This window comes from Wenxinia marina DSM 24838 (assembly GCF_000379485.1).
GTDB lineage: Bacteria > Pseudomonadota > Alphaproteobacteria > Rhodobacterales > Rhodobacteraceae > Wenxinia > Wenxinia marina.
This window is the reverse complement of the sequence record NZ_KB902276.1, coordinates 259,068-271,256: the sequence shown is the minus strand read 5'-3', so window position 1 is coordinate 271,256 and position 12,189 is coordinate 259,068. Positions and strand designations below refer to the sequence as shown.

Sequence of the window (12,189 nt, the reverse complement as noted above, 5' to 3'; positions counted from 1 at the left end):
CGGGCCGGGACGGCGCCCCCGGCCCGCGTGTCGCTTACTGCTGCACCAGCGCGTCCGCCGCCGACATCTCGTCGGTGAAGCGCTGGTAGATCGCGTCGGCGTCGTAGCCGGCGTCGTTGACCTCGGTCCGCCACTCGTCCAGCAGCGGCGCCGTCGCCTCGCGCCAGGCGGCCATCTCGTCCGCGGTCGGCTCGTGGACGACGTGCGTGTCGTCGGCGAGCGCCTTGTCGCGGCCCGAGGCCTCCTGCTCGGCCCAGCCGGCGGCGAGCCGGCCGGCCCACTCGGACGTGCAGTGCTCGTCCATCACCGCCTGCTCCTCCGGCGTCATGCCGTCGTAGGTCGCCTGGTTCATGGCGAGGACGAAGGTCGTCGCGTAAAGGTCCATGTCCAGGTGAAATTTCGTCTCGCTGTCGATGCCGAACAGCCAGACCGAATCCCACGGGAAGGTCAGCCCCTCGGCCGCGCCGCGGGCGATCACCTCGCGCGCCTCGGGCGCCGGCACCTGCACCGACGCGGCGCCGAGGAGGTTCAGCATCCGCCCCATCGTGGCGTTGCCGGGGCGGATCGTCATGCCTTCGAGATCGGAGGGCAGCAGCACCTCGGTCGTGGTGTGCAGCGTGCCCGGATCGTGCAGGAAGGCCATGCAGAAGTGGATGTCGGGCATCTCCTGCGCGGCATACTCGCGGTACCAGCGGTCGAACGCGGCCGACCCTTCGGCAGCATCCGCGACGTGGAACGGCGTCTCGCCGAGGGCGATCACCGGAAAGCGGCCGGGCTGGTAGCCGGGGTTCACATAGGTGATGTCGGCGATCCCGTCGCGGGCCATGTCGTAATGGTCGAGCGCGGAGCCCAGCTGCTGCGCCGGGAAGATCGTCGAGGTGATGGTGCCGCCCGAGGCCTCCTCGATCGAGGCGAGCCAGGGCTCGAAGCCGGTGGTCTGCAGCGCGTGCTGCGCCGGCACCCAGGACGACAGGCGCAGGTTCACGTCGGCGCTGGCGCCCGCGGCGGTCAGCGCCAGCGCGCTCGCGGCGGCGAGGCGGATGGTGGTTTTGGTCATTCGTGGTCCTCCCTTGGACGCCGGGACCCTGCCCGGCCTTGGTAAGCAGGGGTCAGAGCGGCAGCTCCAGCCCCACGGATTGGATATGGTCGCGGGCGAACTCCTCCCAGCGCGCGCGGATCTGCGCCTCGCTCCAGCCGCCGGGCTGGAGGCGCATCGTCGCCTCGTCGGGGTGCGACCAGATCGCGAGCCGGTCGCCGCCGATGCCGATGCACTGGCCGGTGATGCCGGCCGCAGCGGCGGAGGCGAGAAAGACGAAGAGCGGCGCGACGTCCCCGGGCGTGCCGAGGCCGGCCTTGCGCAGGCGGTCCGGCACCGGCTCGCCCCGCTCCGACGCGGCGACGGCGTCCTTGAGGCCGGGAATGCTGGCGACCATGCGCGTCAGCGCGGTGGGGATGACGGCGTTGACCGTGACGTTCGCGCGGGACAGCTCCATCGACCATGTGCGGGCCATTGCGGCGACGCCGGCCTTGGCGGCGGCATAGGCGGTCTGGCCGAAATTGCCGCGCTGCCCGGCGGGGCTGCCCACCAGCAGGATGCGCCCGCCCTGACCGGCAGCGCGAAAGTGGCGGGCGGCGGCGCGGCCGCAGGTGAAGGCGCCGCGCAGGTGGGTCTGGACGACGAGGTCGAACGCCTCGTCCTCGGTCTTCCACAGCACGCTGTCGCGCAGGACGCCGGCATTCGCGACCATCGTGTCGAGCCGGCCGAAGGCCTCGATCGCCTTCGCGACGCAGGCCTCCGCCCCCTCGGTCGGGCCGATGGGCGCGACCACCGTCCCGGCCCGGCCGCCGGCGGCGCGGATCTCGTCCGCGACCGCCTCGGCAACCTGGGCCTCGACGTCGTTCACCACGACCGCCGCCCCGGCGCCCGCCATCGCGAGCGCCACCGCCCGGCCGATGCCGCGCCCGGCGCCGGTGACGATCGCCACCTGCCCGTCCAGCACGCCGCTCATCGGCCGACGAAGCGCGCGGGGCGCTTCTCCATGAAGGCGCGCGGCCCCTCGCGGGCGTCGTCCGTCGCCATGACCGTCGCCTTGGCCTGGTCCTCCAGCGCGTACCCCTCGGCCAGCGTCCGCCCCGACGAGGCCAGCACCGTGCGCTTGATCTGCTGCACCGCGACCGGCCCGTTCGCGGCGATGCGCCGGGCGATGTCCCAGGAGCGGTCCATCAGCTGCTCGGCCGGCACCACGCGGTTGATCAGCCCCGCCTCGCGCGCCGCCTCGGCGTCCAGCGCGTCGCCGGTCAGCAGCATCTCCATCGCGACGCAATGGTGGATCTGCCGCGGCAGCCGGACCAGCGATCCGGCGAAGGGGATCACCGCCCGCTTCGCCTCGGGCAGGGCAAAGGTCGCGTGCGCGGCGGCGAGGCGGATGTCGGTGGCCAGCACCGTCTCCATCCCGCCGGCCATGCAGGCGCCGTTCACCGCGGCGATGATCGGCTTGTTCAGTTCGAAATCGCGCAGCGCCGAGCGCGCCATCACCTCTGGCTCGGCCAGCAGGCGCCGGTCCCACTCCGTCTCGGGCGTCCGCGCGCCGGTCATCAGCGGCAACGTCAGCGCCAGGTCCCCGCCCGAGCAGAAGGCGCGGTCCCCCGCCCCCGTCAGGATCGCGACCCGCAGCGCGTCGTCGGCGGCGAAGTCGGCGAAGGCGTCGGCGAGGCGGCAGGCGACCTCGGGCGAGATCGCGTTGCGCGACTCGGGGCGGTTCAACGTGATGACGGCGATCTCGCCGTGCTTGTCGTAGAGGAGGGGCAGGCTCATGCCGCGCCCTCCCGCACCCGGACGGCCGCGATCTCGCGCAGCTCCACCTTCCGGATCTTGCCGTTTGAGGTCATCGGGAAGCCGTCCACCACCTCCACCCACTTCGGCAGCTTGTGCCGGGCGAGGCGGACGCGGACGTGGTCGCGCAGGGCCTCGGGCGTGGCGGTGGCGCCGTCGCGGAGGAGGACGAAGGCGTAGACCTCCTCGCCGAGGTCCGGGTCGGGCGCGCCGACGACCTGCGCCTGACTGACGTCTGGGTGGGTCAGCAGGCAGTCCTCGATCTCGACCGGATAGACGTTCTCGCCGCCGCGGATCAGCATGTCCTTCAGCCGGCCGACGATGCGCAGGTGCCCACCCTCGTCCAGCACGGCGAGGTCGCCGGAATGCAGCCAGCCGTCTTCGTCGATCGCCTCGGCGGTCTTCTCGGGCATGTCGAAGTAGCCCGCGGTCAGTAGGTAGCCGCGGATGCACAGTTCGCCCTCGGCGCCGAACGGCACCGGCGCGCCGGTCTCGGGGTCGAGGATGCGCACCTCCGTCCCCGGCAGCGGCGTGCCGGCGGTGGAGATGCGGGTCTCGAAATCGTCCTCAGGCGAGGTCTGGGTGATGACCGGGCTGCACTCGGTCATGCCCATGACGATCATCGGCTCGGCCCCCGTCTCGTCCTTCAGGCGCCGCATCAGGCTGGGCGGGATCGAGGTTCCGCCGGTGTTGGCGAGGCGCAGGCTGCCGGTGCGGCGGCGGGCGAAGTCGGGATGGTCGAGCATGCGGGCATACATGGTCGGCACGGCGTTGATGACGGTCGCCGCGTGCCGCTCCCACAGCTCCAGCATCAGGGCCGGCTCGAACGCGTCCATCGCGACAAAGCAGCCGCCGACGTTCAGCATCCCCAGCGCGTTGCAGACGCAGCCGGCGGTGTGGAACAGCGGCATCGCGGACAGCAGCACGTCGTCCGCCGTGAGGCCGGCGCGCAGGCCCATCTGGCGGGCGTTGTTGAGGATCGAGCGGTGGCGCAGCATCGCGCCCTTGGGCCGGCCCGTGGTGCCGGAGGTGTACTGGATCTGCGCGATGTCGTCCGGGCCGACCTGCGCCTGACGCTCGGCCAGGGCGTCGGCGGTCACGTCCGCGCCCAGCCCGGCGAGAGCGTCGAAGGGCAGCGCGAAGGGCGCCTCGCCCGGCCCGATCAGCGACAGGTGCCGCAGGTCGGGCAGCGCGTCGCCGGTCCGGACGCCGCCGGTCGCGTCGGCAAGGTCCGGCATCAGCCGCCCCAGCGCGGCGGCAAGGTCGTAGCCCCGGAACTCGGCCGCGAAGAGCAGGTGCGAGATGCGCCCCTGCCCCAGGATGTAGCCGATCTCGTCCTCGCGCAGGCCCGGATTCACCGTCACCAGCACCGCCCCGACCTTGGCGAGCGCGTATTCCAGCGCGATCCACTCGGCGCAGTTGGGCGCCATGACGGCGACGTGGTCGCCATGTCCCACGCCCCAGCCGATCAGCCCCCGGGCGAGCCGGTCGGCCGCGTCCTTCAGCTCGGCATAGGTCCAGCGGGTCGTCCGGCCGCGGGCGGCATCCTCGACGACGACGGCCGGGCGATCGGCATGGGCGGCCGCCTGCCGGTCCAGCATCGCGCCGAGGCCGAGGTCGAGCAGGCCGCCGGCCGGCTCGTCCGCGGACCAGATGGCCGCAGAACCCGTCATCTCTCCTCCCTCGTCCCCGGTACGGCTTGCCAGCCTGTCCCGCCTCCGCCAGACTTCGGCGAACTGTAACGTTCGATGAAGAACTGTTCGACGACGAACATTCTCCTCGAAAGCCGACCTGTCAAGGGGAGACGCGATGACCCGCTCCGCCGCCGCGCCCGTCCTGCCGGACGATGTCCCGCCGCCCGCCGCCCCGCTTGTCCCGGCGGGGCTGGAGCAGGATGTCGGCTACCGCCTGCGGCTGGCGCAGATCCTGTCCTACCGCAGTTTCGAGGACCGGGTGACGGGCTACGGCGCGGCGCCGCGGTACCTCGGCCTGCTGGCGCTGATCGACGGCAATCCGGGCGAATCGCAGAGCCGGCTGGCCGAGGCGGTGGGCCTGCAGCGTTCCAGCCTCGTGACCATCCTCGACCGGCTCGAGGCGGACGGCATCCTCGCCCGCGAGGCGGTTGAGGGCGACCGGCGGTCCAAGGCGGTGACGCTGACCGATCGCGGCCGGCAGGTGACGGCGGAGCTGCGGGCGCTGGCGGCGGAGAGCGAGGCGCGCGCGCTGGACGGGCTGGACGCGGCGACGCGGGCAACGCTCGTCGCCGCGCTGGACCGGATCATCGCCAACCTGCGCTGAGGCGCGGTCAGCCGCGCCCGGTCCGCAGCGCGGCGAGCCGGGCGAAGCCCTCGGCGAGCGGCCCCTCCGGCAGGTCGTCCAGCGGCAGCGCGCCCATCGCGTCGTGGCTGGCGGCGATGGCGGCCGCGAGGGCGCCGTTGAGGCCCAGATCGTCCAGCGTCGCCGCGCTCTCGCGCATCTCGGCGGCGCGGCGGGCCCCGTGCTTCAGCATCCGCTCGGCCTGGTAGGCGGCGATGTCGGGCCACCCGAGGGCGGGATAGCTCTCCGACAGCGAGGCCAGCACGCGGTCGTGGCAGCCCGATGCCGACGCGGCAATCAGCGCCTCGGTCGTGATCGCCTCCAGCCCCTTCACGAACAGCGAGCGGACCATCTTGATCGCCGTCGCCTCGCCGGGCGCCTCCCCCGCCACGTCCGCGGCGAAGCCGGCGGAGAGCAGCGCCGGCAGCAGCGCCTGCGCCTCGCGCCCGGCGATGAGGACCGGCGTCGCGTGGCCGCGCGGATGGACCGGCGCCATCACCGCCATGTCGAGGTAGCGGGCGCCCGCCCCCTCGATGAGGGCCGCCGTCGCCCGCTTGCGGCCCGGAGCAACGGAATTGATGTCGACGAAGACCTGGCCCCGGACGAGGTGCGGCGCGACGCCCTCGGCGGCGGCGAGGCTCTGGTCCGCGGTCACGGCGGAGACGATCCAGTCGGCGTCCCGCACCGCATCGGCCGGAGCGGCGGCCCGGCGGATGCCGCGGGAGGCCATCGCCTCCGCCATCTCGTCCGTGTCCTTCAGGTCGTAGGCGGCCGTCACCGTTGACCCGCTACGTTGCAGGCTGTTGGCAAAGGCACGACCGGCTTCGCCGAATCCGATGAAGGCAAGTTTCATGGTGGGTCCTCCGTCCGCCAGTGCCCGCCCGAGTACGCCCGGCCCGTCCTGAACGCCAGCATCGGGGCGGGCTCTGGCGCTATGCCGCGAACATGGTATACGACGGCATACAATTGGAGTCGCCCATGCGGACCAGCCCCCTGCCCCTCCGGACGCGCTCCTGCCCCGCCGCACCCGTGGCGGTGCGCGCGTGACCTGGCTCGTCCCCTTCCTCCCCGACGGCCTCGCCGCCGGCGCCGCCGCGCTGCTGCTCGGCGCCAGCTTCGCCGGCTCCTTCATCACCGTGGCCTTCGGCATCGGCGGCGGCGCGTTCCTCCTCGCCATCATGGCGACGCTGGTGCCGCCAGCGGCGCTGATCCCGACGCACGGGGTGATCCAGATCGGCTCCAACCTCGGGCGGGCGGTGGTCACGCTGCGGCACGTGGTCTGGACCATGTTCCCGGCCTTCGTCGCCGGCTCGATCCTCGGCGCGGGCGCGGGCGGGATGATCGCGGTGAGCCTGCCGCCGGCGGCGGTGCAGCTGGGCGTCGGACTGTTCATCGTATGGAGCGTCCTCGGCCGCCCGCCGAAGGGGGTCCGCGACTGGCCCTTCACCGTGGGCGCCGTCTCCAGCTTCCTGACGATGTTCTTCGGCGCGACCGGGCCGTTCGTCGCCACCTTCGTCCGCAGCCACCACCTGCCCCGCCACGGCCACGTCGCGACCCACGCGGGGCTGATGGTCGTGCAGCACGGGGTGAAGACGGCCGCGTTCGGCCTGCTCGGCTTCGCCTTCGCGGACTGGGCCTGGCTCGTGGCCGCGATGATCGCGGCGGGGTTCCTCGGTACGCTGGCTGGGGGCCAGGTGCTGAACCGGATGAGCGACGCCCGCTTCCGGCGGGCGCTGGACGTCGTCCTGCTGCTCCTCGCCGCAAGGCTGATCTGGGGCGGCGTGCGCGGACTCTAGGTGACGGCGCGGCGGGTGCGGTAGGCGGGATCGTCCCAGAGCCGGCCGTCCATCACCTCGGCCAGGACGGAGACCGCACGGTCGATGTCGCCCTCGTCGAGATAAAGCGGCGTGATGCCGAAGCGCAGGATGTCCGGCCCGCGGAAATCGCCGATCACGCCCCGGGCGATCAGCGCCTGCACGATCGCGTAGCCCTCGGGGTGGGCGAAGGAGACCTGGCTGCCGCGCTGCGCCGGATCGCGCGGCGAGGCGAGGGCGAGGTCGGGGCACGCGCGCTCGACGCCCGCGATGAACCGCTCCGACAGACCGATGGAGCGGGCGCGGATCTCGCCCATGTCGATGTCCTCCCAGACCTCCAGCGCCGCCTCCAGCGCGGCCATCTGCAGGACCGGCGGCGTGCCGACGCGCATCCTCTCGGCCCCGCCGGCGGGGCGGTAGCCGGTCTCGAACGCGAAGGGCGCGGCGTGACCGAGCCAGCCGGACAGGGCCGGCGTGACATGGGCGTGGCGCGGGGCGACGTGGATGAAGGCGGGGGCGCCGGGGCCGGCGTTGAGGTACTTGTAGGTGCAGCCGACGGCGAAGTCGGCCTCCGCCGCGGTCACGTCGACCGGCACGGCGCCGGCGGAATGGGCGAGGTCCCAGATCGTCAGCGCGCCGGCCTCGTGGGCGCGGGCGAGCAGCGCGGGCATGTCGTGGCGGCGGCCGGTGCGGTAGTCCACCTCGGTGAGCATCAGGACCGCGACGTCCTCGTCGATGGCCTCCGCCACCGCCTCGGGCGCGACGAGGCGCAGCTCGTGCCCCTGCCCGAGGCTGCGGATCAGGCCCTCGGCCATGTAGAGGTCGGTCGGGAAGTTGCCGGTGTCCGACAGGATCACCCGCCGGTCCGGTCGCAGCTCCAGCGCGGCGGCGAGGGCCTGGTAGACCTTGATCGACAGCGTGTCGCCGACGACCGTCGTGCCCTCCGGCGCACCGATCAGCCGGCCGATCGCGTCGCCGAGGCGGGCGGGCTGCGCCATCCATCCGGCGTCGTTCCAGCCGCGGATCAGCATCCGCCCCCACTCCGCCTCCGCCGCCTGCGCCAGCCGCGCGGCGGCCGTCTTCGGCAGCGGGCCGAGGGAGTTGCCGTCGAGGTAGGTCACCCCCTCGGGCAGCACGAAGAGGTCCTTTCGGGGGAGAGTCATGCCAGCCACGCCTCCGTCAGCGGGGAGCCCGGGTCGGCGAGCGCGTCGACCACGGTGAAATGGTTGCGGCCCGGGTCGTAGACCTCGCGCACGTCGCCGCCCGCCCGGCCCCACGCCTCGCCGAGGGCGCGGGTCTGGCGCAGGAACTCCGGCCGCTCGGCGGCGCCGACCCAGAGGGTCGCAGGCCCGGGCGGCGGCGGGCGCAGGACGGCGCTCTCGGCCTCCGCCTCGGCTTCGTCGAGACGCAGGACCTCGTTCATCGCTGCGAGGCGGAGCGGCCGCAGGTCGTGGACGCCGCTGATCGAGACGACGCGGCCGATCCGCTCGCGCACGGCGGAGGCAAGGGGTGCGTCGGCGCCCGCGAGGCGCAGGACGAGATGGCCGCCGGCGGAGTGCCCGGCGAGGCGGATCGGCCCGCCCACCGCCTCCGCGGCCGCCTGCACGCCGGCCGCGGCGTCGTGGACGATCTCGCTCACCCGGACCTCCGGCGCCAGCCGGTAGCCCGGCAGCGCGACCGCCCAGCCGCGGGCCAGCGCGCCGGCCGCGAGGTGGGACCAGTCGGTACGGTCGAACGCCTTCCAGTAGCCGCCGTGGAGGAACACCGCGAGGCCGCGCGCCTCCCCCTCCGGTCGCCACAGGTCCACCGCCTGCCGCGGGTGGTCGCCCCAGGCCAGCACCTCGGGCGGGTGCGCGTCGCGGAAGTCGCTTGCGGCATCGGCCCAGCGGACGACGATGTCCGCCGCGCCGGCGATGTAGGCGCCGTTCTCGAAGGCGTCGGTCCAGTCGATCATGGGGCCACCCACCACGCCGCGGCGGCGCTGTCCAGCGTCAGCCGCCCTCGCGGGAGCGGCGCAGCGCCTCGGCCTCGCGGTAGAAGTCGGCGAGCGAGAGGTCCGCCGCGGCGGCGGAATCGACGATCATCGTCACGTCGGGGTGCATCTGCAGGGCGGAGCCCGGGCACATCGCCGTCACCGGCCCCTCGACCGTGCCCTGCACCGCCGCCGCCTTGCCCGCCCCGAGGGCGAGGACGAGGATCGACCGCGCCTCGAGGATGGTGCCGATCCCCATGGTCACGGCCGAGCGCGGCGGCGTCTCGCCCTCCTTGAAGAAGCGGGCGTTCGCCTCGCGCGTGGTGCGCGTCAGCAACTTCTCCCGCGTCCGCGAGGCAAGGGACGAGCCGGGCTCGTTGAAGCCGATGTGCCCGTTATGGCCGAGGCCGAGCAGCTGCAGGTCGAGCGGCCCGTGCGCGCGCAGCGCGGCCTCGTAGGCGTCCGAGGCCGCCTGCGGGTCGCCCTCGCCCGAGGGCACGAAGGTCCGCTCGGGCGCGATATCCACGTGGTCGAACAGGTGCCGCTGCATGTAGCTGCGGTAGCTCTGCGGATGGCCGGGCGGCAGGCCGACATATTCGTCGAGGTTGAAGCTGACCGCCTGCGCGAAGGACAGCCCGTCCCGGTGCGCGGCGATGAGCCCCTCGTAGACCGGCTCCATCGTGCCGCCGGTGGCGAGGCCGAGCACGGAGGCGGGCCGCGCGCGGAGCGCCGCGGCGATCCGGTCCACCGCCGTCCGCGTGGCCGCGGCGGCGTCGTCGCAGATGACGATGCGCATCAGGCGAGTGCGGCGAGGCGCGCGAGGTCGACGGGCCGGCCGAGCGCGGTGCCGTCGCGGCGGAACAGGTGCGCGTCGGCGGGCTCGAACCCGGCCTCGACGGCGACGCCGGGACGCACGTCCTCGGACCCGCCGGCGATGATGCAGACGGGCGTGCCGTCGCGGGTCGCGGCATAGACGACGGTCTGGTTGCCGAGCCGTTCGACCACGTCGGGGACCAGCTCGATCGTCTCGCCGCCGCGGCCGGGATGCAGGTCGTCGGGGCGCAGGCCGATCTCGATGCGGTCGCCGGCCGATACGCCCTGCGGCTCCACGGGGACGGTGACGGTGGGGCCGCCCGCGACGCGGACGGTTACGCTGTCGCCCGTGGCGGCGGTCACCTCTGCGGGCAGGAAGTTCATCGTTGGATTGCCGATGAAGCCGGCGACGAAGCGGTTGCGCGGCTTGTGGTACAGCTCCAGCGGGGTGCCGACCTGTTCGATGTTGCCGTCGCGCAGGACGACGATCTTGTCGGCCATCGTCATCGCCTCGATCTGGTCGTGGGTGACGTAGATCATCGTGTTCTTCAGCTGGCCGTGCAGGCGCGACAGCTCCACCCGCATCTCGGCGCGCAGCGCGGCGTCGAGGTTCGACAGGGGCTCGTCGAACAGGAAGACCTGCGGCTCGCGCACGATCGCGCGGCCGATGGCGACGCGCTGGCGCTGGCCGCCGGACAGGGCGCCGGGGCGGTGCTTCAGCCGCTCCTGCAGCTTCAGCACCTCGGCGGCGCGGCGGACCCGCGTCTCGACCTCGGCCTGGGGCGTGCGGGCGACGCGCAGCGGAAAGGCGATGTTCTCGTAGACCGACATGTGCGGGTACAGGGCGTAGGACTGGAACACCATCGAGATGCCCCGCTCCACCGGGGCGAGGTTGTTCACGACGCGGCCGTCGATCTCGATCGTGCCGGCGCTGATCTCCTCCAGCCCCGCGATCATCCGCAGCATGGTGGACTTGCCGCAGCCCGAGGGGCCGACGAAGACGACGAACTCGCCCTCCTCGATCACCAGGTCGGTCGGGTGGATCACCTCGGCCTTGCCGAAGCGCTTGGTCACGCCCGAGAGCTTGAGCTGTCCCATGTCGGGGTCCTTCGTCCGGCAGGAGGGCGGCGGGCCCCGGCGAGGGCGGGCCGCGTACGCTGAGGGGTGGCAGGGGCGAAGATGCGCCCCTGCCCGGGCGGCCTTACTCGGCCGCCAGCTCTTCCAGTTCGGCCTGCGCCTCGGCGGCGGCCTCCTCGGGGGTGGCGTCGCCGGTGATGACGTCTTGGATCGCGGCGTTCATCACGTCCTGCATGGCGACGTAGTCGACCACCGACGGCTCCGGCCCGCCGGTCGGCACCGCCTCGATGAAGACGGTCCAGCTGGGATCGTTCGCCATCAGCTCGTCAGAGCGCGCGGTGGCGCGGATCGGGGTCCAGCCGCCGCCCTCGTCGAACTCTGCCTGGCGCTCGGTGTCGGTGAGGAACTTGACCAGATCCATCGCCGCCTCCTCGACGCCCGAGCCCTCGAACACGACGAGGCTGTCGGTGATGAGGAGCGTCGACGGGCCGTCGCCCGACGGGCCGCCGGGGATCGGGGCGATGCCGTAGTCGACGTCGCCGGTCACGGCGCGGCCCCAGCCGCCGTTGGTGTACATCGCGATCTGCCCCTCGCGGAACAGCGGCTCCAGCTCGGCCCGGTCGTAGGCCAGCGGGCCCTCTTCCATGTAGGGCGCGAGATCGGCCATGAACTGCAGCGTCTCGATGTTGTTCGGGCTGTCGAACACGACGTTGCCGTCGGCGTCGATGACCTCGCCCCCATTGGCGTAGAGCCAGTTCAGGAACTCGTGCATCGTGTTGTCGAACTCGGCGGCCGGGATGCCGATGCCGGCGGCGTCGGTGTTCTCGGTGATCGCCTGCGCGGCGGTCATCACGTCGTCCCAGCTCTGCGGGCCGTCGGGCATGTCGAGGCCGGCCTCTTCGAACAGGCCCTTGTTCCAGTAGAGGGCCTTGGTCGAGAAGGCGCGCGGCAGGCCCCAGACCTGGCCGTCGAACTGGACGGTGGACAGGACGGAGGACTCGTAGCTGTTCGCCTCTTCCTCGGTCAGGTCGAAGGGACGGATCAGGCCCGACCCGGCGAGCTGCTTGAGCACGCGGCTGCCCATGTAGCTGATCGCGGCCGGATCGCCGGCGGCGGCCAGCGTGATTGCCCGCTCCTGGCACTGGCCCCATGGCACGTACTCGACCGTGACCTCGTAGCCCTCGTTCGCGGCCATCCATTCCTCGATGTCGGCCTGCTGCACCTCGGCGGCAGCGTCGTCGCCCGCGCCGCAGTTGATGATGTCGATCGTCTCCTGCGCGGCTGCGAGCGTGGCAGAGCCCGCCAGCGCCGTGGAGGCGATCATCAGATGCGTGAGTTTCACGTGTCTACTCCCTGTTTTTGCG

Annotated in this window: 12 protein-coding genes; 2 read left to right on the top strand and 10 right to left on the bottom strand. The window is 72.9% G+C overall.

Annotated features, from left to right (window positions below; translation table 11 throughout):
* Nucleotides 1-34: 34 nt before the first annotated feature.
* The 4 genes from A37W_RS0101380 to A37W_RS0101365 are packed head-to-tail and all read right to left on the bottom strand — an operon-like array spanning nt 35 to nt 4,506.
* Nucleotides 35-1,057 carry a TRAP transporter substrate-binding protein gene (locus A37W_RS0101380; RefSeq protein WP_018301234.1) on the bottom strand — a complete coding sequence of 341 codons (1,023 nt, stop codon included), beginning with the start codon at nt 1,055-1,057 and terminating at the stop codon, nt 35-37.
* 52 nt (nt 1,058-1,109) lie between these two features.
* Entirely contained in the window at nt 1,110-2,009 is a 900-nt protein-coding gene (locus A37W_RS20660; RefSeq protein WP_018301233.1) for an SDR family NAD(P)-dependent oxidoreductase, read from the bottom strand.
* Nucleotides 2,006-2,815, bottom strand: coding sequence for an enoyl-CoA hydratase/isomerase family protein (locus A37W_RS0101370; RefSeq protein WP_018301232.1), 810 nt, complete (start codon nt 2,813-2,815; stop codon nt 2,006-2,008). The genes A37W_RS20660 and A37W_RS0101370 overlap by 4 nt, the downstream gene beginning before the upstream one ends.
* Nucleotides 2,812-4,506, bottom strand: a complete 1,695-nt coding sequence (locus A37W_RS0101365; protein WP_018301231.1) for an AMP-binding protein — start codon at nt 4,504-4,506, stop codon at nt 2,812-2,814. Before A37W_RS0101365 ends, A37W_RS0101370 begins: the two co-directional genes overlap by 4 nt.
* A 136-nt stretch (nt 4,507-4,642) precedes the next feature.
* Here A37W_RS0101365 and A37W_RS20655 point away from each other — a divergent pair, with 136 nt between their 5' ends.
* A complete protein-coding gene (locus A37W_RS20655) occupies nt 4,643-5,131 on the top strand; it encodes a MarR family winged helix-turn-helix transcriptional regulator (RefSeq protein WP_018301230.1) in 489 nt (162 codons plus the stop codon).
* A gap of 7 nt (nt 5,132-5,138) precedes the next feature.
* On the opposite strand, the gene A37W_RS0101355 is transcribed toward A37W_RS20655, so the two are convergent.
* The gene (locus A37W_RS0101355; RefSeq protein WP_018301229.1) at nt 5,139-6,002 is read right to left on the bottom strand and encodes an NAD(P)-dependent oxidoreductase; all 864 of its coding nucleotides are present in this window, start codon (nt 6,000-6,002) and stop codon (nt 5,139-5,141) included.
* Nucleotides 6,003-6,192: 190 nt separating this feature from the next.
* Here A37W_RS0101355 and A37W_RS0101350 point away from each other — a divergent pair, with 190 nt between their 5' ends.
* Complete coding sequence (locus A37W_RS0101350; protein WP_018301228.1) at nt 6,193-6,945, top strand: sulfite exporter TauE/SafE family protein; 753 nt, start codon at nt 6,193-6,195, stop codon at nt 6,943-6,945.
* Here A37W_RS0101350 and kynU read toward each other — a convergent pair.
* The 5 genes from kynU to A37W_RS0101325 all read right to left on the bottom strand — a co-directional run bounded on the left by kynU (nt 6,942) and on the right by A37W_RS0101325 (nt 12,167).
* Entirely contained in the window at nt 6,942-8,126 is a 1,185-nt protein-coding gene (gene kynU / locus A37W_RS0101345) for a kynureninase (RefSeq protein WP_026198223.1), read from the bottom strand. The genes A37W_RS0101350 and kynU overlap by 4 nt on opposite strands.
* Nucleotides 8,123-8,917: a hormone-sensitive lipase gene (locus A37W_RS0101340; RefSeq protein ID WP_018301226.1), complete on the bottom strand. Its 795-nt coding sequence runs from the start codon at nt 8,915-8,917 to the stop codon at nt 8,123-8,125. The genes kynU and A37W_RS0101340 overlap by 4 nt, the downstream gene beginning before the upstream one ends.
* A gap of 37 nt (nt 8,918-8,954) precedes the next feature.
* On the bottom strand, nt 8,955-9,731 hold the full coding sequence (gene nagB / locus A37W_RS0101335) for a glucosamine-6-phosphate deaminase (RefSeq protein WP_018301225.1): 777 nt from the start codon (nt 9,729-9,731) through the stop codon (nt 8,955-8,957).
* Nucleotides 9,731-10,846, bottom strand: coding sequence for an ABC transporter ATP-binding protein (locus A37W_RS0101330; RefSeq protein WP_018301224.1), 1,116 nt, complete (start codon nt 10,844-10,846; stop codon nt 9,731-9,733). The genes nagB and A37W_RS0101330 overlap by 1 nt, the downstream gene beginning before the upstream one ends.
* A gap of 103 nt (nt 10,847-10,949) precedes the next feature.
* Nucleotides 10,950-12,167, bottom strand: a complete 1,218-nt coding sequence (locus tag A37W_RS0101325; RefSeq protein WP_018301223.1) for an extracellular solute-binding protein — start codon at nt 12,165-12,167, stop codon at nt 10,950-10,952.
* Nucleotides 12,168-12,189: the final 22 nt, after the last annotated feature.